General features: G+C 67.8%; 23 protein-coding genes. 20 read left to right on the forward strand and 3 right to left on the reverse strand.

The window, feature by feature from the left end:
- Position 1: 1 nt before the first annotated feature.
- The 9 genes from FHU31_RS14535 to FHU31_RS14575 all read left to right on the forward strand — a co-directional run bounded on the left by FHU31_RS14535 (position 2) and on the right by FHU31_RS14575 (position 9,160).
- Positions 2 to 1,246, forward strand: a complete 1,245-nt coding sequence (locus FHU31_RS14535) for a cysteine desulfurase (RefSeq protein ID WP_167159324.1) — start codon at positions 2 to 4, stop codon at positions 1,244 to 1,246.
- Between the two features lie 34 nt (positions 1,247 to 1,280).
- On the forward strand, positions 1,281 to 1,763 hold the full coding sequence (gene sufU, locus FHU31_RS14540) for a Fe-S cluster assembly sulfur transfer protein SufU (RefSeq protein WP_167159326.1): 483 nt from the start codon (positions 1,281 to 1,283) through the stop codon (positions 1,761 to 1,763).
- Positions 1,760 to 2,104 carry a metal-sulfur cluster assembly factor gene (locus tag FHU31_RS14545; RefSeq protein ID WP_167159328.1) on the forward strand — a complete coding sequence of 115 codons (345 nt, stop codon included), beginning with the start codon at positions 1,760 to 1,762 and terminating at the stop codon, positions 2,102 to 2,104. Before sufU ends, FHU31_RS14545 begins: the two co-directional genes overlap by 4 nt.
- A 465-nt stretch (positions 2,105 to 2,569) precedes the next feature.
- Complete coding sequence (locus FHU31_RS14550) at positions 2,570 to 4,816, forward strand: acyltransferase family protein (RefSeq protein WP_263988080.1); 2,247 nt, start codon at positions 2,570 to 2,572, stop codon at positions 4,814 to 4,816.
- Between the two features lie 48 nt (positions 4,817 to 4,864).
- On the forward strand, positions 4,865 to 5,941 hold the full coding sequence (locus FHU31_RS14555) for an oxidoreductase (RefSeq protein WP_167159330.1): 1,077 nt from the start codon (positions 4,865 to 4,867) through the stop codon (positions 5,939 to 5,941).
- An 81-nt stretch (positions 5,942 to 6,022) separates the two neighbouring features.
- Positions 6,023 to 6,373: a thioredoxin gene (gene trxA, locus FHU31_RS14560; protein WP_167159332.1), complete on the forward strand. Its 351-nt coding sequence runs from the start codon at positions 6,023 to 6,025 to the stop codon at positions 6,371 to 6,373.
- A 25-nt stretch (positions 6,374 to 6,398) separates the two neighbouring features.
- Positions 6,399 to 7,220, forward strand: a complete 822-nt coding sequence (locus FHU31_RS14565) for an enoyl-CoA hydratase (RefSeq protein WP_167159333.1) — start codon at positions 6,399 to 6,401, stop codon at positions 7,218 to 7,220.
- Between the two features lie 23 nt (positions 7,221 to 7,243).
- Entirely contained in the window at positions 7,244 to 8,872 is a 1,629-nt protein-coding gene (locus FHU31_RS14570; protein ID WP_167159335.1) for an ABC-F family ATP-binding cassette domain-containing protein, read from the forward strand.
- A gap of 96 nt (positions 8,873 to 8,968) precedes the next feature.
- On the forward strand, positions 8,969 to 9,160 hold the full coding sequence (locus FHU31_RS14575; protein WP_167159337.1) for a helix-turn-helix domain-containing protein: 192 nt from the start codon (positions 8,969 to 8,971) through the stop codon (positions 9,158 to 9,160).
- A 5-nt stretch (positions 9,161 to 9,165) separates the two neighbouring features.
- Here the strand turns inward: FHU31_RS14575 and FHU31_RS14580 are convergent, their stop codons facing one another.
- Entirely contained in the window at positions 9,166 to 9,732 is a 567-nt protein-coding gene (locus tag FHU31_RS14580) for a TetR/AcrR family transcriptional regulator (RefSeq protein ID WP_167159339.1), read from the reverse strand.
- A 13-nt stretch (positions 9,733 to 9,745) separates the two neighbouring features.
- Positions 9,746 to 12,586, reverse strand: coding sequence for an aconitate hydratase AcnA (acnA, locus tag FHU31_RS14585; protein WP_263988079.1), 2,841 nt, complete (start codon positions 12,584 to 12,586; stop codon positions 9,746 to 9,748).
- Between the two features lie 160 nt (positions 12,587 to 12,746).
- Here acnA and FHU31_RS14590 point away from each other — a divergent pair, with 160 nt between their 5' ends.
- The 9 genes from FHU31_RS14590 to FHU31_RS14630 all read left to right on the forward strand — a co-directional run bounded on the left by FHU31_RS14590 (position 12,747) and on the right by FHU31_RS14630 (position 21,709).
- The gene (locus FHU31_RS14590; RefSeq protein ID WP_167159341.1) at positions 12,747 to 13,310 is read left to right on the forward strand and encodes an Rv1476 family membrane protein; all 564 of its coding nucleotides are present in this window, start codon (positions 12,747 to 12,749) and stop codon (positions 13,308 to 13,310) included.
- A 242-nt stretch (positions 13,311 to 13,552) separates the two neighbouring features.
- Entirely contained in the window at positions 13,553 to 14,971 is a 1,419-nt protein-coding gene (gene ripA, locus FHU31_RS14595; RefSeq protein WP_167159343.1) for an NlpC/P60 family peptidoglycan endopeptidase RipA, read from the forward strand.
- A 13-nt stretch (positions 14,972 to 14,984) separates the two neighbouring features.
- Complete coding sequence (gene ripB / locus FHU31_RS14600) at positions 14,985 to 15,704, forward strand: NlpC/P60 family peptidoglycan endopeptidase RipB (RefSeq protein ID WP_409371235.1); 720 nt, start codon at positions 14,985 to 14,987, stop codon at positions 15,702 to 15,704.
- 161 nt (positions 15,705 to 15,865) lie between these two features.
- On the forward strand, positions 15,866 to 17,026 hold the full coding sequence (moxR1, locus tag FHU31_RS14605; RefSeq protein WP_167159344.1) for a chaperone MoxR1: 1,161 nt from the start codon (positions 15,866 to 15,868) through the stop codon (positions 17,024 to 17,026).
- Complete coding sequence (locus tag FHU31_RS14610) at positions 17,023 to 17,970, forward strand: DUF58 domain-containing protein (RefSeq protein WP_167159346.1); 948 nt, start codon at positions 17,023 to 17,025, stop codon at positions 17,968 to 17,970. Before moxR1 ends, FHU31_RS14610 begins: the two co-directional genes overlap by 4 nt.
- 45 nt (positions 17,971 to 18,015) lie before the next feature.
- Positions 18,016 to 19,023: a VWA domain-containing protein gene (locus FHU31_RS14615; protein ID WP_167159348.1), complete on the forward strand. Its 1,008-nt coding sequence runs from the start codon at positions 18,016 to 18,018 to the stop codon at positions 19,021 to 19,023.
- A gap of 53 nt (positions 19,024 to 19,076) precedes the next feature.
- Complete coding sequence (gene fabG1, locus FHU31_RS14620; protein WP_167159350.1) at positions 19,077 to 19,829, forward strand: 3-oxoacyl-ACP reductase FabG1; 753 nt, start codon at positions 19,077 to 19,079, stop codon at positions 19,827 to 19,829.
- 48 nt (positions 19,830 to 19,877) lie between these two features.
- A complete protein-coding gene (gene inhA / locus FHU31_RS14625; RefSeq protein ID WP_167159352.1) occupies positions 19,878 to 20,687 on the forward strand; it encodes an NADH-dependent enoyl-ACP reductase InhA in 810 nt (269 codons plus the stop codon).
- Positions 20,688 to 20,707: 20 nt separating this feature from the next.
- Entirely contained in the window at positions 20,708 to 21,709 is a 1,002-nt protein-coding gene (locus tag FHU31_RS14630; RefSeq protein ID WP_167159354.1) for a ferrochelatase, read from the forward strand.
- Between the two features lie 3 nt (positions 21,710 to 21,712).
- Here FHU31_RS14630 and FHU31_RS14635 read toward each other — a convergent pair whose 3' ends face one another.
- Entirely contained in the window at positions 21,713 to 22,561 is an 849-nt protein-coding gene (locus tag FHU31_RS14635) for an Rv1486c family protein (protein WP_167159356.1), read from the reverse strand.
- A gap of 79 nt (positions 22,562 to 22,640) precedes the next feature.
- On the opposite strand from FHU31_RS14635, the gene FHU31_RS14640 reads away from it, so the two are divergent.
- Together FHU31_RS14640 and FHU31_RS14645 are read left to right on the forward strand one after the other, a co-directional pair.
- Positions 22,641 to 23,072, forward strand: a complete 432-nt coding sequence (locus FHU31_RS14640) for an NfeD family protein (protein ID WP_167159358.1) — start codon at positions 22,641 to 22,643, stop codon at positions 23,070 to 23,072.
- A gap of 19 nt (positions 23,073 to 23,091) precedes the next feature.
- Positions 23,092 to 24,318 carry an SPFH domain-containing protein gene (locus FHU31_RS14645; protein ID WP_090357974.1) on the forward strand — a complete coding sequence of 409 codons (1,227 nt, stop codon included), beginning with the start codon at positions 23,092 to 23,094 and terminating at the stop codon, positions 24,316 to 24,318.
- Positions 24,319 to 24,408 lie beyond the last annotated feature (90 nt).

Raw genomic sequence — 24,408 nt, forward strand, 5'->3', positions numbered from 1 at the left:
GATGACCGCGTCAGTCGATCTGGATGTGACCAGGATCAGATCTGACTTTCCGATCCTGAGCCGGGTGATGCGCGGCGGAAACCAGTTGGCCTATCTGGATTCCGGCGCCACCTCGCAGAAACCGTTGCAGGTGCTCGACGCCGAACGGGAGTTCCTGACCACCTCCAACGGTGCGGTGCATCGCGGTGCGCATCAGCTGATGGAGGAGTCGACCGACGCCTACGAGCAGGGCCGCGCCGATATCGCGGCGTTCGTCGGCGCCGACGACGACGAGCTGGTGTTCACCAAGAACGCCACCGAGTCGATCAACCTGGTGTCCTACGCGCTGGGTGACCGCCGGTTCGAGAACGCGGTCGGTCCGGGCGATGTCATCGTCACCACCGAGCTGGAACACCACGCCAACCTGATCCCGTGGCAGGAGCTGGCCCAGCGCACCGGGGCAACGCTGCGCTGGTACGGGGTCACCGATGACGGACGTATCGACCTGGACTCGCTGGAACTCGACGAGCGCGTGAAAGTGGTGGCCTTCAGCCATCATTCGAACGTGACGGGCGCGGTGGCCCCGGTTGCCGAGCTGGTCTCGCGGGCCAGGGCCGTCGGTGCGCTGACCGTGCTGGACGCCTGCCAGTCCGTGCCGCACCAGCCGGTGGACTTCCACGCGCTGGGTGTCGACTACGCGGCGTTCTCCGGGCACAAGATGCTGGGCCCCACCGGTATCGGTGTGCTCTACGGCCGACGCGAGCTGCTCGGCGCCATGCCCCCGTTTCTCACCGGCGGTTCCATGATCGAGACCGTCACGATGGCGGCCACCACCTACGCCCCGGCCCCGCAGCGGTTCGAAGCCGGCACGCCGATGACCTCGCAGGTCGTCGGATTGGCCGCCGCCGCACGGTATCTCGGTGTGCTGGGGATGCCCGCGGTGGCCGCACACGAGAACGAACTGGTCGCCGCGGCGCTCGAGGGTCTGGCCACCATCGCGGGGGTGCGCATCATCGGGCCGGGCACCCTGGAACACCGGGGTTCACCGGTGAGCTTTGTCGTCGACGGTGTGCATGCCCACGATGTCGGGCAGGTGCTCGACGACGAGGGTGTGGCCGTCCGCGTCGGGCATCACTGCGCCTGGCCGCTGCACCGGCGGTTCGGCATCGCCGCCACCGCGCGGGCCTCCTTCGCGGTGTACAACACCCACGACGAGGTCGATCGGCTGGTGGCGGGCGTCAAACGGGCGGTGGAATTCTTTTCATGACGGCGGGCTGGAGCGAAGCGACCCGGGGCAGCAGATGAGAATGGAACAGATGTACCAGGAAGTCATCCTGGACCACTACAAGCACCCGCACCATCGTGGGCTGCGTGAGCCGTTCGGCGCGCAGGTCCACCACGTCAACCCGACGTGCGGTGACGAGGTGACCCTGCGGGTGGCGCTGTCGCCGGACGGCGAGACCGTCGAGGACATCTCCTACGACGGCCAGGGCTGCTCGATCAGCCAGGCCGCGACGTCGGTGCTCACCGACCAGGTGATCGGCCAGACCGTCGGCGACGCCCTCAAGACGGTCGCCGCGTTCACCGAGATGATCTCGTCCCGCGGCAATATCGAGGGCGACGAGGATGTGCTCGGCGACGGCATCGCGTTCGCGGGCGTCTCCAAGTACCCGGCCCGGGTGAAATGCGCCCTGCTGGGCTGGATGGCGTTCAAGGCGGCGCTGGCGGAGGCCAGGCCAGGGGTTGAAGCTCTGGCATTCGACGAGGTGGAGGACAAACGATGAGTGAAGCCCAGAGCGAAGAGCTGTTGCTGGCCGACGTCGAGGAGGCCATGCGCGATGTGGTCGACCCCGAGCTGGGTATCAACGTCGTGGACCTCGGCCTGGTCTACGGGCTGAACCTGGAAGAGGGGGAGACCGGCAAGGTCGCGCTCATCGACATGACGCTGACCTCGGCGGCCTGTCCGCTCACCGACGTGATCGAGGATCAGACCCGCACCGCACTGGTCGGTGCCGGACTGGTCAACGAGATCAAGCTGAACTGGGTGTGGAACCCGCCGTGGGGCCCGGACAAGATCACCGACGACGGCCGTGAACAACTGCGGGCGCTCGGCTTCACCGTCTGACGGGTCCCGGTCCCTACAGGTCCGCCATCGGATCCGAACCGGTGTTTGCTGGCGCTCGATGATCGCGTAGCGCACCGCTTCGCGCCGCGTGGTGAGCGAAGCGGACGGGGTGGAGACCGCGATCCGGGCGGCAGGCGCCGGCCAATGGCACTCGAGGGGCCGGCGAGGCAGTAGTTCACGTTGTGGAAACAAAGACATTGAACGACACCACGATTCGCCGTTTTCAGGTCATCGGTCGGTGGCGGTGGCGGTGTCGTCTCGGCGCGCGCATTGTCGGTGGCGTCAATTTGTCAGCCGATCGGATGACGCGCGCTGTCCGCTGAAGATACAACAAACCAATTCTTTGCCACTTTTGTCATGCCGCGGCACGCCGGCTCGGATTAGCATCCGACCACGCCCCGGCCTGCCCGGTAGCGGTTCCGGCCCGAAGGCGGTCGGAGCAGGATCGGCCGGAGAGGAACCCGGGTGGTCGTCGAACCGAAGGACTTCGCCCGGTCGGTGGCCGCACCTGCTCGGGACACGGCAGCGCCACGCCTGTCCCCGCAGATCGGTACCACGGTGCCGCGTGGTTTCCGTCCCGATATCGAGGGACTGCGCGCCGTTGCCGTGCTGGCCGTCGTCCTGTTCCACGCGGGCATACCCGGATTCCGGGGCGGCTTCGTCGGGGTCGACGTCTTCTTCGTCATCTCGGGATTCCTGATCTCCGGGATGCTGTGGCGCGAGGTCGGCACGTCGGGCAAGGTCAGCCTGCGCCGGTTCTGGGGCGCCCGCGCTCGCCGACTACTGCCGGCCTCCGCCCTGGTGGGCGTCGTCACCATCGCCGCGTCGGCGTTCATCCTGTCGCCCCTGCAGGTGAAGACCGTCGCCGTCGATGCCATCACCAGCGCGCTCTATGTCAGCAACTACTGGTTCATCTTCTCGGGGGTCAACTACTTCGGCAAAGACAGTCTGACCACCCCGACACCGTTTCAGCACTACTGGTCGCTGGGCGTGGAGGAGCAGTTCTACCTGGTCTGGCCGGTACTGATCATCGCGACGGCCTGGTTCATCCGACGGGTACGACGACGCGGTGGCCGCGACGCGTCCACACCCGCACCGGGCCCGTACGTCACGGTGCTCGCCCTGGTCGCGGTGGTGTCATTCGCGCTGTCGCTGGTGCTGACCTACATCATGCCGCCGGCCGCCTATCTGTCCCTGCCCACCCGCGCCTGGCAATTGGCCACCGGCGGACTGGTGGCGCTGACCGTGGTGCACTGGCAGCGGCTCGGGCGCGTGCCGGCCACGGTGATCGGCTGGGCCGGACTGGGGACACTGCTGTTAGCCTGCGTCTGGGTGAAAGGCTCCTCCGACTACCCCGGCGTGCTGGCGCTCCTTCCCACCCTGGGCACGGCCCTGGTCATCGGCGCCGGGTGCGCGAATGCCGAGGGGGGCTGTGGACGCCTGCTGGGGCTGGCGCCGATGCGATCGATCGGCCGCATCTCGTATTCGTGGTATCTGTGGCACTGGCCGGTGCTGGTGCTGATCCCGGCGCTGCTCGGGCACCCGGTGGGTCTGGTCATGAGACTGGCCGCGATGGCCTTCTCGGCGGTCCTGGCCGTGCTGACATGGAAGTTCGTCGAGAATCCGCTGCGATTCTCCGCGCGCTTCCGCGGCTCTCCGCGTCACAGCCTCGTCCTGGGCGCCGCGGTCACCGCCGCCGCGGTGGCTGCGGGCGCGATCACCTTGGTGGGGACACCCGCGCCGGTCGGTCCCGGACCGGCCGCGCGGCCGCTGGTCATCGGTGCGGAGCCGACGCCACCCGGCCTGCCGTTGCAGGAGTACGACACCGCGGTGCGCGAGGTGTTCGCCCAGGTGAACGCGCAGGTCACCGCCTCGGTGGGGATGACCGCCGTGCCGTCGAATTTGAGTCCCCCGCTCACCGGCACGGCCGCCGAGGTCAAGTCGATCCTTGCCAACGGGTGCCTGCGCTCGTTGCCGTTCGACGGCAGCCAGCCCGAGTGCCTCAGTGGAAACCGGTCGTCGGAGACGACGATCGCCTTGATCGGCGACTCCCACGCCGCGATGTGGAACCCGGCATTCCGGCGAGCGGTCGATGACCGGAACTGGCGGATGCTGCTGATGGCGAAGGCCTCGTGCCCGATTGTCGACCTCCCGCTGACCGACCACCTCAACGAGATGTCGGAGGGACTGCAACGCTGTGCGCAGTGGCGGGCCGGAATCATGGCCCGGATGCGCGCCGACCCTCCGCAACTGGTGGTCGTGTCCGCGGTGCGAAGCTACGGCGCGCACGGCACCGCGGTCTGGGGTAAACCCGGATTCGACCCGTTCAACCCGGCCTGGATCGACGGATTGGGCGACCTGGTGCACGAGCTCCGCAGTTACGGCTCGAAGGTGCTGGTCCTGGGGCCGGAGCCGAAGCTCGCGTCGGTGGCAACCAACTGCCTGTCGGCGCACCTGGAGGACGCGAGGGCATGCGAGGTCCCGTGGCGTGCCACCAACAACGCCGGTATCGAGGCCGAATCCTCGATGGTCCGCGGCAACGGGGGAGACTACGCGAACACCGTCGACTTGTTCTGCTCCGGTGACCGCTGCCCTCCGGTGGTCGGCAACACCATGGTGTTCTACGACGCGAGTCATCTGACGAAGGAGTACTCCCAGGCCTTGGGGCCGGCCGTCGGTGCCTTGATCGACCGGTCGCTGGCCCACGACTGATCTCAGGGACCCGGAATCTGCCGCCCGCCGGTGCTGTTGGATCACGGCATGGCCGACCTCTTCAGTCCGCTGCGCATCCAGAACCTGACGTTGCGCAACCGTTTCGCCATGGCGCCGATGACCCGCCGGGCCTCGCCCGGCGGCGTCCCCGGCGCCGATGTGGCCGACTACTACGCACGTCGGGCGGCCGGCGGGGTGGGGCTGATCATCACCGAGGGTGTGCGCATTCCGCACCCGACGGCGGGCTACCCGTCGAGCATCCCCACCCTCGACGGCGCGGACAGCCTGGCCGGCTGGCAGGCGGTCACCGGCGCCGTGCGTGCGCAGGGCGCGGCGATCGCCGCCCAGCTGTGGCACCAGGGCGCCGAGCGCGAGGACAGCGACGGTGTCGTCCCGGTCAGCCCGTCCGGCCTCAACAGCGTGGGGCAGGCCAGGGGTGTCGCGCTGGACGACGACGGGCTCGACGCCATCCGGCAGGCCTACGCCGCCGCCGCACGCAGCGCACGCGCGGTGGGCTTCGACGCGGTGGAACTGCACGGTGCGCACGGCTACCTGCTCGACGAATTCCTCTGGGACAAGACGAATATCCGCACGGACGCCTACGGAGCGGACCGCACCCGGTTCCCGGCCGAGGTGATCGCCGCGGTGCGGGACGCCGTCGGTCCGGACTTCCCGATCATCCTGCGGTTCTCGCAGTGGAAGGCCAACGCCTACCGCGCCAGCCTGGCCGACAGCCCTGCCGAGCTGGAGCGGATCCTGACCCCACTGGTCGACGCCGGCGTCGACGTCCTGCATCCGTCCACCCGCCGGCACTACCTTCCGGCGTTCGAAGGCGAGTCACCGACCCTGGCCGGCTGGACCAGGAAACTCACCGGCCTGCCCGTGATCGGCGTCGGATCCGTCGGGCTGGCCACCGAATTCACCCCCGGATCGACGAGCAGGGCCCGCATCGAACCGGCCCCGGTGGACCGCCTGCGCGAACTGTTCGACGCCGGCGAGTTCGACGTGATCGCCATCGGGCGCGCCCTGCTGGCCGATCCCGGGTGGGTGAACCGGTTGCGTGACAACACCCTTGGCGAATTCGCCGGATACGACGCCGAGAGCGCACTGGCCCGGTTGCACTAGCACGCCGCGCACCGGGCGGCAAAGATGGTCGTCAGAAGACGAGAACGGAACAACCGGACTCAGGAAGACGTTAGGACAAACGTGGGTACACGAGACATCACCGCAGCCGAATTCAAGGGCATCCTCGACGACAACGAGATCGTCATCGTCGACTTCTGGGCGTCGTGGTGTGGTCCGTGCCGCGCCTTCGCTCCGACGTACGGCGCCTCCGCCGACAAACATCCCGATGTGGTGCACGCCAAGGTCGACACCGAAGCCGAGCCCGAACTGGCCCAGGCCGCCGAGATCCAGGCGATCCCGACGCTGATGGCGTTCAAGAAGGGCCACCAGGTGTTCCGGCAGTCCGGTGCGCTGGGCCCGGCCCAACTCGACGAGTTGATCACCAAGATCAAGGAGTTCGACATCGACGAGGCGATCAGCCGCCAGGCGTGAGTCGGGCACGCGCTAGCGTGCACGTGTGACCGAGCCCACCGATTTCGTCCTCGTCGACCGACCGCAGCCCGGGGTGGCCGTGGTCACCCTGAACCGGCCCGAGCGGATGAACTCGATGGCCTTCGACCTGATGGTGCCGCTGCGCGCCGTCCTGGAGGAACTCCACCACGACAACGATGTCCGGGTGGTGGTGCTCACCGGCGCCGGACGAGGCTTCTCCTCCGGTGCGGACCACAAATCGGCCGGCTCGGTGCCGCATGTGCAGGGTCTGACCCGGCCGACGTTCGCGCTGCGGTCCATGGAGGTCCTCGACGAGGTCATCCTGGCGCTGCGGCGGCTGCACCAGCCGGTGATCGCCGCCGTCAACGGCGCCGCGATCGGCGGAGGCCTGTGCCTGGCCCTGGCCTGCGATATCCGGGTCGCCGCGTCCGGGGCCTACTTCCGGGCCGCCGGGATCAACAACGGACTGACCGCCAGCGAGCTCGGGTTGTCCTACCTGTTACCGCGGGCCATCGGTGCGTCGCGCGCCTTCGAGATCATGCTCACCGGGCGTGACGTCGACGCCGCCGAGGCCGAGCGGATCGGCCTGGTCTCGCAAGTGGTGGCCGAGGACGAGTTGCTGGCATACTGCTACGGCATCGCCCAGCGCATCGCGGCGTTTTCCCGGCCCGGAACCGAGTTGACCAAGCGAACGCTGTGGAGTGGACTGGACGCCGGCAGCCTCGAGGGGCATATGCAGGCCGAAGGGCTGGGCCAACTCTACGTGCGCCTGCTCACCGCCAACTTCGAGGAAGCGGTCACTGCGCGCGCCGAAAAGCGGCCGGCCGCGTTCACCGACGACAAGTAAGACAAGTACGAGGAGGCAGCAGCGTGATCACCGCAACGGACCTGGAGGTCCGCGCCGGGGCGCGCACACTGCTGTCCATCGAGGGCGCCGCCCTGCGCATCCAACCCGGCGACCGGATCGGTCTGGTCGGGCGCAACGGTGCGGGCAAGACCACCACCATGCGCATCCTGGCCGGCGAGGGCGAGCCGTACGCGGGCAAGATCGAATCCACCGGTGAGATCGGCTACCTCCCGCAGGATCCGCGGGAGGGCGATCTGGACGTGCTGGCCCGCGACCGGGTGCTCTCGGCCCGCGGCCTGGACGCCCTGCTGTCGGATCTGGAGAAGCAACAGACGTTGATGGCCGAGGTGGCCGATGACGACGCCCGCGACAAGGCGGTGCGCCGCTACGGTCAGCTCGAGGAGCGCTTCGCCGCGCTCGGCGGATACGCCGCCGAGAGTGAGGCCGGCCGCATCTGCGCCAGTCTCGGGCTGCCCGACCGGGTGCTGACCCAACCGTTGCGCACGCTCTCCGGTGGTCAGCGCCGCCGGGTGGAGCTGGCCCGCATCCTGTTCGCCGCTTCCGATACCGGTTCGGGTTCGGCGACCACGCTGCTGCTCGACGAGCCCACCAACCACCTCGACGCCGACTCGATCGGCTGGTTGCGCACCTTCCTGCAGAACCACACCGGCGGCCTGGTGGTGATCAGCCACGATGTGGACCTGCTCGCCGATGTGGTGAACCGGGTGTGGTTCCTGGACGCCGTACGCGGTGAGGCCGATGTCTACAACATGGGCTGGCAGAAGTATCTTGATGCCCGCTCGACCGATGAGCAACGTCGCCGCCGCGAACGCGCCAATGCCGAGAAGAAGGCCGGCGCCTTGCGAGCCCAGGCCGCGAAGATGGGCGCCAAGGCCACCAAAGCCGTTGCCGCGCAGAATATGTTGCGCCGCGCCGAGCGGATGATCGCCGAGCTCGATGCCGAGCGGGTGGCCGACAAGGTGGCCCGCATCAAGTTCCCCACACCCGCGCCGTGCGGTAAGACACCGCTGGTAGCCAAGGGGTTGACCAAGACCTACGGTTCGCTGGAGATCTTCACCGGTGTCGACCTGGCCATCGATCGTGGTTCCCGGGTCGTGGTGCTGGGCCTCAACGGCGCCGGGAAGACGACGCTGTTGCGTTTGCTGGCGGGCACGGAGTCCGCCGACGCCGGCGCCCTGGAACCGGGGCACGGTCTCAAGATCGGCTACTTCGCCCAGGAGCACGACACCCTGGACAACGAGGCGACGGTCTGGGAGAACATCCGGCATGCCGCCCCGGACACCGGGGACCAGGATCTGCGAGGTCTGTTGGGCGCCTTCATGTTCACCGGGCCGCAGCTCGAGCAACCGGCGGGCACGTTGTCCGGTGGCGAGAAGACCCGGCTGGCACTGGCCGGGCTGGTCGCCTCCACCGCCAATGTGCTGCTGCTCGACGAGCCCACCAACAACCTCGATCCCGCCTCCCGTGAGCAGGTGCTCGACGCGCTGCGCAGCTACCAGGGCGCGGTGGTGCTGGTGACCCACGACCCGGGTGCCGCCGAGGCACTGGATCCCCAGCGGGTGGTGCTGCTGCCCGACGGTACCGAGGACTTCTGGTCCGCCGAGTACCGAGACCTCATCGAACTCGCCTGATATCGCGGCACTTTGCCCGAAATTCACACATCTGGTTTCACCGGTTCCTAGGCTGTGTACCCGCGGGATGCATTCGCAGAAGTGGGGAGTCATCCGATGAACGACAGCAATAAGTCCCGAGACCAGGTGCTCGACGACCTGCGCACGGCCTACGAGCGGGGTGCGAGTATCCGCTCACTGGTGGCGATCACCGGCCGCTCGTACGGGTCTGTGCACAGCATGTTGCGGGAGTCCGGCACCACCATGCGCAGTCGTGGCGGGCCGAACCACCGGCGCGCCATGAGCTGACCGGATCAGCCGCGCTGGCGCACCGACTCCTCGACGAGGTCCAGTACCGCGCTGAGGTTTTCGGTGGTGTCACCGGATGCCAGCCGGGCCACCAGCCCGTCGAGCACCAGATCCAGGTAGTTCTGCAGCACCGAACCCGGCACGTCATCGCGCAGCCGGCCCGCCTTCTTCTGCCGCCGCAACCGCTCCGAGGTCGCGGCGGACAACTCCGCCGACCGTTCCGCCCAGCCGGCATGGAACGCCGGGTCGTTGCGCAACTTGCGGGCGATCTCCAACCGGGTGGCCAGCCAATCGAACTGATCCGGCGCGGCGATCAACTCACGCATCACCTGGATGAGGCCCTCACGGGAGGCCACCTCGGCCATCCGCTCGGCGTCCTCGCGGGCCAGCTCGAAGAACAAGGTGTCCTTGTCGCGGAAGTGGTGGAAGATGGCGCCGCGCGACAGCCCGATGGTGTGTTCGAGCCGCCGCACGGTCGCCTTCTCGTACCCGTATTCCGCGAAGCACCTGCGGGCACCGTCGAGTATCTGGCGCCGGCGTGCCGTCAGATGGTCGTCGGTGACCCGCGGCATGGTGTGCCGCTACCTAGTTCGACTTGAGCATGTTGCGCAGCACGTACTGCAGGATGCCGCCGTTGCGGTAGTAGTCGGCCTCACCGGGGGTGTCGATGCGGACCACCGCCTCGAACTCGACCGTCTCCCCGGTTTCCTTGGTGGCCGTGACCTTGACGGTCTTCGGGGTCTTGCCCTCGTTGAGCGCGGTGACACCCGTGATGTCGAAGGTCTCGGTGCCGTCCAGCTTCAGGCTCGCCGCCGACTCACCCGCCGGGAACTGCAGCGGGATGACGCCCATGCCGATCAGGTTCGACCGGTGGATGCGCTCGAAGGACTCGGTGATCACGGCGCGCACACCCAGCAGCGTGGTGCCCTTGGCCGCCCAGTCCCGCGAGGAACCCGATCCGTACTCCTTGCCGCCCAGCACCACCAGCGGGATGCCGGCCGCCTGGTAGTTCACCGAGGCGTCGTAGATGAACGCCTGCGGACCGCCCGGCTGGGTGAAGTCGCGGGTGTAGCCACCGGAGACGTCATCGAGCAGCTGGTTCTTGAGCCGGATGTTGGCGAAGGTGCCGCGGATCATCACCTCGTGGTTGCCGCGGCGCGACCCCAGCGAGTTGTAGTCCTTGCGGTCCACACCGTGCGCGTCCAGGTACTGCGCGGCCGGGGTGCCCGGCTTGATCGCACCGGCCGGGCTGATGTGGTCGGTGGTCACCGAATCGCCCAGCAGGGCAAGAACTCTCGCACCGGTGATGTCCTTGACCGGCACCGGCTCGGCGGGCATGCCGTCGAAGTACGGCGCCTTGCGCACGTAGGTGGAGCTGTCGACCCACTCGAAGGTGCTGCCCTCCGGCGTCGGCAGTGCGCGCCAGCGCTCGTCGCCCTTGAACACGTCGGCGTAGGAGTCGGTGAACATCTCCCGGTTGATCGAGCTGGCGATGGTCTCCTGGATCTCGGCGGCCGTGGGCCAAATGTCCTTGAGGAAGACGTCGTTGCCCTCGGTGTCCTGCCCGAGCGGATCGGTCTCGAAGTCGAAGTCCATGGTGCCCGCGATGCCGTAGGCGATCACCAGCGGCGGTGAGGCCAGGTAGTTCATCTTCACGTCGGGGGAGATGCGGCCCTCGAAGTTGCGGTTGCCCGAGAGCACCGCCGTCACCGACAGGTCGTTGTCGTTGATGGCCGCCGAGATCTCGTCGGGCAGCGGCCCGGTGTTGCCGATGCACGTGGTGCAGCCGTAGCCGCCCAGGTAGTAGCCCAGCTTCTCCAGGTACGGCCACAGGCCGGCCTTGTTGTAGTAGTCGGTGACGACCTGCGAACCGGGCGCCATGTTGGTCTTGACCCACGGCTTGGAGGTCAGCCCCTTCTCGACGGCCTTCTTGGCCAGCAACGCGGCACCGAGCATGACCGTCGGGTTGGAGGTGTTGGTGCAGGAGGTGATGCCCGCGACCACGACCGCGCCGTGATCGAGCACGAACTCGCCGCGCTCCTCGGAGCGCACGGTGACCGGCTTGGACGGGCGGCCCGCGGCGCCGTTGGCCGCCGACGGGCGCGCGTCGACCGCCCCGTCGTCGGCGAAGGACAGTGATACGGAATCGCTGGCCGGGAAGGACTCCTCGACCGCCTCGTCCAGTTTGGTCTCCGGAGTCGGGTGGTTCTCCTCGACGTAGTTGTGGATGTCCTTGCGGAAGGCGTTCTTGGCGTCGGTCAGTTCGATACGGTCCTGCGGGCGCTTGGGGCCGGAGATGGACGGCACCACGGTCGACAGGTCCAACTCGATGTATTCGGAGAAGGCCGGCTCGTGATCGGGGTCGTGCCACATGCCCTGCGTCTTGGCGTAGGCCTCCACCAGGGCCAGCTGCTCCTCGGTGCGCCCGGTCAGCCGCAGGTAGTTGATCGTCTCTTCGTCGATCGGGAAAATCGCTGCGGTGGAACCGAATTCGGGGCTCATATTGCCCAGGGTGGCGCGGTTGGCCAGTGGCACCTCGGCCACACCCTTGCCGTAGAACTCGACAAACTTGCCGACCACGCCGTGCTTGCGCAGCATGTCGGTGGCGGTCAGCACCACGTCAGTGGCGGTCACGCCGGGCTTGATCTCACCGGTCAGCTTGAAGCCGACGACGCGCGGGATGAGCATCGAGACGGGCTGGCCCAGCATGGCCGCCTCGGCCTCGATACCGCCGACGCCCCAGCCCAGCACGCCCAGGCCGTTCTCCATCGTGGTGTGGCTGTCGGTGCCCACACAGGTGTCGGGGTAGGCCACCCCGTCACGGACCATGGTCACGCGCGCCAGGTATTCGATGTTGACCTGGTGCACGATGCCGGTGCCCGGGGGGACGACCTTGAAGTCGTCGAACGCGCCCTGGCCCCAGCGCAGGAACTGGTAGCGCTCGCCGTTGCGTTCGTATTCGAGCTCGACGTTGCGCTCGAAGGCGCCGGCGTTGCCGAACACATCGAGGATGACGGAATGGTCGATGACCATCTCGGCGGGGGAGAGTGGGTTGACCTTGTTCGGGTCGCCGCCGAGGGTCGCGACGGCCTCACGCATGGTGGCCAGGTCGACGATGCAGGGCACCCCGGTGAAGTCCTGCATCAGCACGCGGGCGGGGGTGAACTGGATCTCGATGCTGGGCTCGGCCGACGGATCCCAGTTCGCGATGGCCTCGATGTGTTCCTTGGTGATGTTGGCACCGTCTTCGGTGCGCAGCAGGTTCTCGGCCAGGACCTTGAGGCTGTAGGGCAGCTTCTCGGTCCCGGGTACCGCGTCCAGGCGGTAGATCTCGTAACTGTTGTCGCCCACGGTGAGGGTGTCGCGGGCCCCGAAAGAGTTCAAAGATGAATTGGCCGACGAATTGGCCGTATTTTCGTTACTCACATCAACTCCCGGCTAGTCTCGCCGCGACGGGCTGTGTCGACGGCGCCGATAATCCTAACAGTACGCTTGTCCTGGTAATCGACCCAGGGGCCCTCCCAGTCTTGTCTTCTCGCGCGCGTGCTGCCAGTCGGTTGGGTGAATTTCGCGTACCGTCTGGCACGTGACATCACCGCTCGTGCCTGCCTACATCCCACCCGATGTCTGTTCCACCGTCGGTCTCGGCTTGGCGACCCCGGTCGACCAGTGCATGACGCAGGTGCTGACCGATGTGCGCGAGGATGGGGTGAGCGCACCCGCGTCGGCGGATCCCGCGGCCCTGGCACAGGTGGTGGCCGACGCCAAGGCGCAGGGTATCGACCTCAAGCTGGTGGTGCTGCCGACCAGTCCGCCGATCGATACGCCGCTGCGCGATATCGCCACCCAGGTGGGTAAGGCCTACCCGGGATCGACCGTGCTCGCGATCAGTCCCGGCTTCGCCGGTACCTACAGTCCGGTTTATGACCGGGTCACCTTGGAAGCCGGTCAGGATCTGGCGAAAACCGGGGATGCCGTCCAATCTTCAAAGAATTTCGTGACGCAGTTGTCGACACCGGACTTTCCCTGGACGCCGTTTACCATCGCGCTGGTGCTGGGCGTAGCTGTGGCGGCGGTTGGCGTCCGTGTCCTGCAAGTTCGTAGCCGTCGCAGCGTTGCTGACGAGAAGGTCGCCGGTACGTCGCAGTAATGGCGTCTTTGACCTCGGTGAATTCGAATATCACCGTTCGGTCACGGCGCATTCAATTACATTCATGTAATTTGTTACTAAAGTTTCTTTAGCGTGAGCTGTGACGTACGGTGCAAACAGTGCTGTTGTTGCAACTGTGGTCCAAGTGTCGAATGTGACTACTGAGGTGACTGCAGAAGCGAGTGCAAGCACTGCGTGATGTGCCGTGACGTTCGCGTCGAGCCCTAGGAGACTTGAGTCCAATGAGACGCACCCCTGGCGCCTCCCGACTGTGCGGGCGAGCGTGCGCGATTCCCCTTACCCTGGGCGTGCTGCTGGCCGGAACGATGCCCCACGGGGCCATCGCCGGCGCCGAGCCGAGCAGCCCGGAAGGGACCGCCGCGCTGGTCGCTGCGGTGGCCGACGCCGACCAGAAGTTGCAGGATCTCGGCGCGGCCGTGCAGACCCAACAGGAGAGCGTCAACAAGGCCCTCGTCGACGTCGCGAACGCGCGTGACAACGTCACCCTCGCCCAGCAGAGGCTCGACGAGAGCCGTCGCGGTGTCACCGACGCCGACGCGCGAATCGCCGACGCCCAGAAGCGGTTCGACACATTCGCCGCGGCGACCTACGTGAACGGGCCATCCGCGTCCTACCTGACCGCCGCCGACCCGGCGGAGGCGCTGCGCACCGCCGCGGCCGGCCAGGCGCTGGCCGTCAGCTCCGAGCAGGTGATGGCGGATCTGCAGCGGGCCCGCACCGAGCAGATCAACCGCGAGTCGGCCGCCAGGCTGGCCAAGGACGCCGCCGACAAGGCCGCGGCCGACGCGCAATCCAGCCAGGACGCCGCGGTCGCGAGCCTGACCCAGGCCAAGCAGACCTTCGGCACCCAGCAGCAGGAATTGGACAAGCTGACCGCCGAACGCGCTGCGGCGCAAGCGAAGCTGGCTGCGGCACGGCCGCAGGCGGTATCCGCCGTGCCGTCCGCGGTCGCCTCGGGCCCGCCGGCGCCGTCGGCCGGTTCCTCGCCGGACTGGGACCGGGCACCGGGCAAGACCCCCACCGTCGCGGATACCAGCCAGTGGGACACCACGCTGCCGATGATCCCCAGCGCGTTCGTCAGTGGTGATCCGATCCAGATCATCAACGCGGTTCTCGGCATCATGAACTCCTCGGCCCAGATGACCGCGAACATGGGCCGCACGTTCCTGCAGAAGCTGGGGCTGATCCCGACGCCCAGCGGCTACACCAACAACGGCGCCATCCCGCGGGTGTACGGACGCCAGGCCTCCGAATACGTGATCAAACGGGCCACGTCCCAGATGGGCGTGCCCTACTCGTGGGGTGGCGGGAACGCCGCCGGGCCGAGCCGCGGTATCGACTCCGGGGCCGGCACCACCGGATTCGACTGTTCCGGCCTGATCCTCTACGCCTTCGCCGGGGTGGGCATCAAGCTGCCGCACTACTCGGGGTCGCAGTACGACATGGGCCGCAAGATCCCGTCGGCGGAGATGCGGCGCGGCGATGTCATCTTCTACGGCCCCGGTGGCAGCCAGCACGTCGCCCTCTACCTCGGCAACGGGCAGATGCTCGAAGCCCCCTACACCGGCTCCACCGTCAAGGTCTCCCCGGTGCGAACCGGCGGTATGACCCCGTACGTCATCCGCTACATCGAATACTGATCTAGGGATCTCTGTGTTCTTCAAGCGCTCCAAAGCAATTCGACTCAAGCTGGCCGTCGCCTCGGTACTCGCCGGGACGGCGCTGGCGGTCGGCACCGTGCTCTCCGGGGCGTCTGCGACGGCCGCACCCGACGACGGCGGATGGGATCCCACCCTGCCCAAGATCGTCAGTTCCGGCGCCCCCGGTGACCCGGTGGCCATGGCCAACGCCGGCTTCCAGGTCAGCAAGATCGCGCTGGAGACCACCTCCAATCTGGGCCAGCAGTTCCTCCAGACGATCGGGCTGGCACCCAAGTCCGCGGCGACCCTGCCGGGCGGCCGGGTGCGCGGCCCCGCCGCCATCGAATACGTCATCCGCCGCGGTGGCTCCCAGATGGGCGTGCCGTACTCCTGGGGTGGCGGCACCCTGACCGGTCCCGGCCCGGGGGTCGACTACGACGCCGGCAAGATGGGGTTCGACTGCTCGGGATTCACCCGGTACGCGTTCGCCGGGGTCGGGGTGCAGATCCCCAAGTACTCCGGCGACCAGTACAACTTCGGCCGGCCCATCGCACCGTCGCAGGCCAAGCGCGGCGACCTGATCTTCTACGGGCCCGGCGGCAGCCAGCATGTGACGATCTACCTGGGCGGCGGCAAGATGCTCGAAGCCTCTGGCAGCGCCGGCAGGGTGACCGTCAGCCCGGTCCGGATGGCCGGTATGTCACCGCACCTGGTGCGCATCATCGAATCCTGATCGCGGCCCACCCAACCTGAGGACAGCCTGAGCAGGGCACCCGGGGCGTCGACGGATCAGGAAGTGCCTGGAATAGTTGACGGCGGGCGTGTCGCCACACCGGCGGCCGCCCTGGTAGTCCAGGGTTAACCAGCATGACAACGACTGTGGGAGGAAGCTAGATGACGTCACCGAGTGGGCCGCCGCAGGGCGCCGGAGGCTACCCAGGCCCGGCCCCGACGCAGGGCTACCCGCCCGGAGCGCCAGCCCAAACGGCCCCGCAGGCTTCCGCGAACGCCTCGAACAATCCGGGGCTGCAGAACGAGGTGCACACGCTCGAGCGCGCCATCTTCGAGGTCAAGCGCATCATCGTCGGCCAGGACCAGCTGGTCGAGCGGATGCTGGTCGGGCTGCTGGCCAAGGGTCACGTGCTGCTCGAAGGTGTGCCCGGTGTCGCCAAGACGCTGGCCGTCGAGACGTTCGCCAAGGTGGTCGGCGGAACCTTCGCCCGTATCCAGTTCACCCCCGACCTGGTGCCCACCGATATCGTCGGTACCCGGATCTACCGCCAGGGCAAGGAAGAGTTCGATATCGAGCTCGGTCCGGTCGTGGTCAACTTCCTGCTCGCCGACGAGATCAACCGCGCGCCGGCCAAGGTGCAGTCGGCCCTGCTCGAGGTCATGGCCGAGCGCAAGATCTCGGTCGGCGGCAAGACCTTCCCGCTGCCCAGCCCGTTCCTGGTGATGGCCACCCAGAACCCGATCGAGCAGGAGGGTGTCTACCAGCTGCCCGAGGCGCAGCGCGACCGCTTCCTGTTCAAGCTCAACGTCGACTACCCGTCGCCGGAGGAAGAGCGCGAGATCATCTACCGGATGGGTGTGAAACCCCCGGAGCCCAAGCAGATCCTCAACACCGGGGACCTGCTGCGCCTGCAGGAGGTGGCGGCCAACAACTTCGTGCACCACGCGCTGGTCGACTACGTGGTCCGCGTCGTCACCGCCACCCGCGAGCCGGAGAAGTTCGGTATGCCGGATGCCAAGGCGTGGATCGCCTACGGCGCCTCACCGCGCGCCTCGCTGGGGATCATCTCGGCGTCCCGGGCCCTGGCGTTGGTGCGCGGGCGTGACTACGTCGTCCCGCAGGATGTCGTCGAGGTCATCCCCGACGTGCTGCGCCACCGCCTGGTCCTCACCTACGACGCGCTGGCCGACGAGGTCTCCTCAGAGACGGTGATCAACCGCATCCTGCAGACGGTTGGCCTGCCTCAGGTGAATGCCCTTCCGCAGCAAGGGCATTCGGCACCTCCCGGAATTCCTGCCGCGGCGGCGGCCAGCGGTCGGTGACCGACTCGCCCGGCCACAACGTCGATCTGCCGTCGCTGCGACGCGGCGAGATCCGTGACCCGCAGCTCTCGGCCGCGCTGCGCAAACTCGAGCTCACGGTGCGCCGCAAGCTCGACGGGGTGCTGCACGGGGACCATCTCGGGTTGATCCCCGGCCCCGGCTCGGAAGCCGGTGAGTCACGGATGTACCAGCCCGGTGACGACGTGCGCCGGATGGACTGGTCGGTGACCGCCCGCACCACCCATCCGCACGTCCGGCAGATGATCGCCGACCGCGAGCTGGAGACCTGGCTGGTGGTCGACGTCTCGGCCAGCCTGGACTTCGGCACCGCGGGCTGCGAGAAGCGCGATCTCGCGGTGGCCGCCGCCGCCGCGATCGCCTTCCTCAACAGTGGCGGCGGCAACCGGCTCGGCGCGCTGATCTCCAACGGTGACACGTTGCGGCGCGTCCCGGCCCTGTCCGGTCGGCTGCACGAACAGGAACTGCTGCGGGCCATCGCGACCACACCGCAGGCGCCGCCCGGGGTGCGCGGTGACCTGGCCGCCACCATCGACGCGTTGCGCCGTCCGGAACGCCGGCGCGGGATGGCGGTCATCATCAGCGATTTCCTCGGACCCATCGACTGGATGCGGCCACTGCGGGCCATCGCCGGCCGGCACGAGGTGCTGGGGATCGAGATCATCGATCCCCGCGACGTCGAGCTGCCCGATATCGGCGATGTGATCCTGCAGGACACCGAAACCGGGGTGACCCGCGAATTCACCATCGATGCCAAGCTGCGCGACGACTTCGCCGCGGCGGCGGCCGCACATCGCGCCGAGGTGGCCCGCACCCTGCGCCGTTGTGACGCTCCGCTGCTGACCCTGCGCACCGACCGGGACTGGATCGCCGATGTGGTCCGGTTCGTCGCCAATCGACGCCGCGGCGCACTGGCTGCGCGATGAGCGCCCGCGCTAGATAGCTAGATAGAAGGAAATGGCAAGCCGCACATGAATTTACCGCTGCTCGGACCGATGTCGCTGACAGGTTTCGAACACAAGTGGTTCTTCCTGTTCCTGCTGGTGATCGCGGGCCTGGTCGGGCTGTACATCGTGGTGCAGAAGGCCCGCAAGAAGCGCATCCTGCGCTTCGCCAACATGGAACTGCTGGAGAAGGTGGCGCCCAAGCAGCCCACCCGCTGGCGTCATCTGCCCGCGCTGCTGCTGGTGGCGTCGTTGCTGCTGTTCACCGTCGCGATGGCCGGGCCCACCCACGACGTGCGGATCCCGCGCAACCGCGCCGTGGTGATGCTGGTGATCGACGTCTCGCAGTCGATGCGCGCCACCGATGTGGCCCCCAGCCGGCTGGTCGCCGCACAGGAGGCGGCCAAGCAGTTCGCCGATCAGCTGACACCCGGTATCAACCTCGGGTTGATCGCCTACGCCGGTACCGCCACCGTGCTGGTCTCGCCGACCACCAACCGGGACGCCACCAAGAACGGCATCGACAAACTGCAGCTGGCCGACCGCACCGCCACCGGTGAGGGCATCTTCACCGCGCTGCAGGCCATCGCCACCGTCGGGGCCGTCATCGGCGGCGGTGACGAGCCGCCGCCGGCGCGCATCGTGCTGATGTCCGACGGCAAGGAGACGGTGCCGTCCAACCCGGACAACCCGAAGGGCGCCTACACCGCGGCGCGCACGGCCAAGGACCAGGGTGTGCCGATCTCGACGGTGTCGTTCGGCACGCCGTACGGCTACGTCGAGATCAACGACCAGCGCCAGCCGGTACCGGTGGACGACGAGATGCTCAAGAAGATCGCCGACCTGTCCGGGGGAGAGGCGTTCACCGCGTCCAGCCTGGAACAGCTCAAGGCGGTGTTCACCTCGCTGCAGCAGCAGATCGGCTACGAGACCATCAAGGGTGAGGCCAGCATGGGCTGGTTGCGCCTCGGTGCGCTGGTGCTGGCGCTGTCCGCGCTGGCGGCGCTGTTGATCAACCGCAGGTTGCCCGGCTGAGTGCGATCACCGCGATTTCTAGGAACAACCGGCAGGACGATAGGTTTGTCGCCATGAGTGACGCCGTGATGTCAGAAGCCGCCACCCACCGTCCGGCTTTCGTGTCCCGTTCCGTGCTGGTCACCGGAGGAAACCGGGGTATCGGCCTGGCCATCGCCCAGCGGCTCGCCGAGGACGGTCACAAGGTCGCCGTCACCCACCGTGGATCCGGTGCACCGGAGGGGTTGTTCGGCGTGGTGTGCGATGTCACCGACAGCGACGCCGTCGACCGTGCCTTCAAAGAGGTCGAGGAGCACCAGGGTCCGGTCGAGGTGCTGGTGTCCAATGCCGGCATTTCTCAGGATGCCTTCCTCATGCGGATGACCGAGGAGCGCTTCGAGAACGTCATCAACGCGAATCTCACCGGGGCGTTCCGGGTGGCCCAGCGGGCCTCGCGCAGCATGCAGCGCAAACGCTTCGGCCGGATCATCTTCATCGGATCGGTCTCGGGCATGTGGGGTATCGGCAATCAGGCCAACTACGCGGCCGCCAAGGCCGGCCTGATCGGGATGGCCCGATCCATCTCGCGTGAGCTCGCCAAGGCCGGTGTCACCGCGAACGTGGTCGCCCCCGGCTACATCGACACCGAGATGACCCGGGCGCTGGACGAGCGGATCCAGGCCGGTGCCCTGGAATTCATCCCGGCCAAGCGGGTCGGCACCGCCGAAGAGGTCGCCGGTGCGGTCAGCTTCCTGGCGTCGGAGGATGCGGGCTACATCGCCGGTGCGGTGATCCCCGTCGACGGCGGCATGGGCATGGGCCACTAGAAGACCCCTTCAACTTCTCGAATTCGCGCGAACAGTAAGGACTTTCACATGTCAGGCATTCTCGAAGGCAAGCGGATCCTCGTCACGGGGATCATCACCGACAGCTCGATCGCGTTCCACATCGCCAAGGTCGCCCAGGAGGCCGGCGCCGAACTGGTGCTGACCGGGTTCGACCGGCTGAAGCTGATCCAGCGCATCGCGGACCGGTTGCCGAACCCGGCGCCGCTGCTGGAGCTGGACGTGCAGAACCAAGAGCACCTGGACTCGCTGGCCGGGCGGATCACCGAGGTCATCGGCGAGGGCAACAAGCTCGACGGTGTGGTGCACTCGATCGGCTTCATGCCGCAGACCGGCATGGGCATCAACCCGTTCTTCGATGCCCCCTACGAGGATGTCGCCAAGGGCATCCACATCTCGGCCTACTCGTACGCGTCGCTGGCCAAGGCCACCCTGCCGGTCCTCAATTCCGGCGGTTCCATCGTCGGTATGGACTTCGACCCGACCCGCGCCATGCCGGCCTACAACTGGATGACGGTCGCCAAGAGTGCACTCGAATCGGTCAACCGCTTTGTCGCACGGGAGGCCGGTCCGTTCGGGGTGCGGTCCAATCTCGTTGCGGCCGGACCGATCCGGACCCTGGCGATGGCCGCCATCGTCGGCGGCGCGCTGGGCGCCGAGGCCGGCGACCAGATGCGGCTGCTCGAAGAGGGCTGGGATCAGCGCGCGCCGATCGGCTGGAACATGAAGGATCCGACGCCGGTGGCCAAGACGGTCGTCGCGCTGCTGTCGGACTGGCTGCCCGCCACCACCGGCAGCATCATCTACGCCGACGGCGGCGCCAGCACCCAGTTGCTGTAAGAACAGAATGGACTGCTCCCTTGTTTGACGCGCTGCTGCTGCTCTCCTTCGGCGGACCCGAAGGACCGGAGCAGGTCATGCCGTTCCTGGAGAACGTCACCCGAGGGCGCGGCATCCCGCGTGAACGGCTGGCGTCGGTCGCCGAGCACTACCTGCATTTCGGGGGAGTGTCGCCGATCAACGGCATCAACCGCGCGCTGATCGAACAACTGCGGCTCCAATTACCGGGCCTGCCGGTGTATTTCGGCAACCGCAACTGGGAGCCGTACGTCGAGGACACCGTCGCGGCTATGCGCGATGACGGGGTGAGCCGGGCCGCGGTGTTCACCACCTCGGCCTGGGGCGGCTACTCCAGCTGCCGGCAGTATGTCGAGGACATCGCCCGGGGTCGTGCCGCGGCAGGGGAGCGCGCGCCGGAACTGGTGAAGCTGCGGCAGTACTTCGACCACCCGCTGTTCATCGAGATGTACGCCGAATATGTCCGGGCGGCACTGGCTTCCGCGTCGCCGGGATCGCGGCTGGTCTTCACCGCGCACTCGATTCCGATCGCCGCCGACGAACGCTACGGCCCGCTGCTCTACAGCCGTCAGGTCGCCTACGCGGCGAGCCTGGTGGCGGCCGCGGCAGGCGTCGCCGACTACGACCTGGTGTGGCAGTCGCGGTCCGGGCCGCCGCAGGTGCCGTGGCTGGAACCCGATGTCACCGACCATGTCCGAGCGCTGGCTCAGCGTGGGGTCACCGCGGTCACGGTATGCCCGATCGGCTTCGTCGCCGACCATATCGAGGTGGTGTGGGATCTGGACTCCGAGCTGCGCGAGGTGACCGACGAGCTGGGCGTCGAACTGACCAGGGCGGCCACCCCCAACGCCGATCCCCGGTATGCCCGGCTGGCCGTCGAGCTGATGGCCGAGCTGCGCGACGGCCGCGAGCCGGTGCGCGTCGTGGGCCCGGATCCTGCGCCGGGCCACGGATTCAGCGTCAACGGGATACCGTGTGCGCTGACCTGCCCGCGGGATCTCTGAGTCTCAGCCCTGCCAGGCCGAGTCCAGGATCGTGCGTACGGCTGCCAGCCGTGCCGTGCGCACCACCGAGGCCAGCGGCCGCAGGGTGTCACTGGCGATCTGCATCTCCGAGGACGTCTGCAGCCCGATGGGCATCAGCCCGGAGCTGACGGTGATGATGGCGTCGACATGCGCGGCGTTCTCCAGCACGCGCAGTGCACGTTCGGGGGCGTGTCCGGGTGCGCGGTGCAGACGGGTGGCCTCGAGCAGTTGTTCCACCATGCCCCTGGGGTCGTCCACATCGGCTGCGGTCGCTCCGGCGCGCAGCGCACCGAGCGCATCGGCGGCCGAGCGCACCGCCGACCGCAGGGAGTACTCGGCCTCACCCAGGTCGGCGTGGTCACTCGGGGCGGCCGCGGGCACCGAGTACACCGTCCAGGCAAGGGAAATCGGATCGGGTTCGAAGTCCGGATCGTCGAGGTCCTCGTAGTCGAACTCGGGCACCAGTCCGACCCCGTTGGCCGGATCGCGGCCGATGATGATCGCCTCCCCGACGGTGATGGCGTCGCGCTGGAACTGGGTGCCCGCGGGCAGCCCGCGGACATCACCGGGGACCGGCAGCACCAGCGTCAGCGTCGGGCTTCCGGCCGGCGGGCCGGCCGCGGTGCGCATTGTCTGCAGCAGCGACATGGTGCCGGAATGGAACAGGTCCGGCCAGGGCAGGCCGGTGGAGCCGGCGGCGACCGAGTCGTATGCGGTCACCGAATGCTTTGGCGCCCACTGGGATAACGCATCCAAGACGTCATCGGGCGCGGCGACCCCGGCAAGCCAGGAGTTCACCCAGACGGACAGCGAAGCACTCGGACACCACATGATGCTCGCAGTGTAATTGCCCGTCGGGCATACGGCCGGATTGCCCGCGCCCGGGTCGGAAAACGCTAGGCTTCGGGGTATGCCCGCATTGATCTGGCTGGTCGCGGCACTGGCCCTTGCCGGCGCGGAAGCGTTGACGGGTGACTTCTTCTTGCTCATGCTCAGCGGCGGCGCGCTGGCCGCGACGGGTACCAGCTATCTCTTCGACTGGCCGATCTGGGCCGATGGTGCGGTCTTCCTGGTGGTGTCGGTGCTGCTGGTCGTGCTGGTGCGACCCGCGCTTCGGCGCCGGTTCACCGCGGGGACCGGGCTGCCGGAGCCGGTGAAGGCGCTTGAAGGTAAGAGCGCACTCGTGCTCGACACGGTGGCTCGTCATGAGGGCCAGATCAAACTCGACGGCGAGGTCTGGACGGCCAGGCCGCTGAACGACAACGATGTCTTCGAACCCGGCGAGCACGTCACCGTCATGCACATCGACGGCGCGACCGCCGTCGTCTACAAGTCCATCTGAGCTCGGGAAGGGATCTGCCATGGAGGGTGCTGTTGCCGGCCTCGTGTTGTTGGCCGTGCTGGTGCTGTTCGCCATCGTCGTGGTGGCCAAATCGGTGGCGCTGATACCGCAGGCCGAGGCCGCGGTGATCGAGAGACTGGGCCGGTACAGCAAGACGGTGTCCGGTCAGCTGACCCTGCTGCTGCCGTTCGTCGACAAGATCCGGGCCAGGGTGGACCTGCGTGAACGGGTGGTGTCCTTCCCGCCGCAGCCGGTGATCACCGAGGACAACCTCACGGTCAACATCGACACCGTCGTGTACTTCCAGGTGACCAACCCGCAGGCCGCGGTCTACCAGATCAGCAACTACATCGTCGGTGTCGAGCAGCTAACCACCACCACCCTGCGCAACGTGGTCGGCGGTATGACGCTGGAGCAGACCCTGACCTCGCGCGACTCCATCAACGGACAGCTGCGCGGCGTGCTCGACGAGGCCACCGGCCGCTGGGGTCTGCGGGTCGCCCGCGTCGAACTGCGCAGCATCGATCCGCCGCCGTCGATCCAGGAGTCGATGGAGAAGCAGATGCGCGCCGACCGCGAGAAGCGCGCCATGATCCTGATGGCCGAAGGCAGCCGGGAATCGGCGATCAAGGCGGCCGAGGGCCAGAAGCAGGCTCAGATCCTGTCGGCCGAAGGTGCCAAACAGGCGGCGATCCTGGCGGCCGAGGCGGATCGGCAGTCCCGGATGCTGCGGGCCCAAGGTGAGCGTGCCGCGGCCTACCTACAGGCGCAGGGCCAGGCCAAGGCCATCGAGAAGACGTTCGCGGCGATCAAGAACGGCCGTCCCACCCCGGAGATGCTGGCCTACCAGTACCTGCAGACCCTGCCGCAGATGGCCAAGGGCGAAGCGAACAAGGTGTGGCTGGTGCCCAGCGACTTCGGTGCGGCGCTGCAGGGATTCACCAAACTGCTGGGCGCCCCGGGCGAGGATGGCGTGTTCCGCTACACGCCGTCGCCGGTGGACGACCGCCCGGCCAAGTCGGACGAGGACGATGCGGCCGAGGTGGCCGACTGGTTCGACACCCAGACCGATCCGGAGATCGCCCGGGCCGTCGCGAAGGCTGAGGCCGAGGCCCGCTCGAGCACCCCGCCGCTGGGCAGCAATCCACCTCCGGCGTCGTTGCCGCCCACCCCGCCGGCCGCCGCGGTCGACGGTCCCACTCAGCAGTTTCCCGGCCAGTTCCCGGGCGGGTCACACCGCGCGTAGCGGCGCGCCCGGATCGGCTGGGTGACCGGGCAAAGGCCATGCCGGGCGGTTCGGTGGTCGGAGCAGGGGCTCGCGGGGCCGGTCCCGGCC

This window comes from Mycolicibacterium fluoranthenivorans, from assembly GCF_011758805.1.
In the GTDB taxonomy this organism is placed as follows: domain Bacteria; phylum Actinomycetota; class Actinomycetes; order Mycobacteriales; family Mycobacteriaceae; genus Mycobacterium; species Mycobacterium fluoranthenivorans.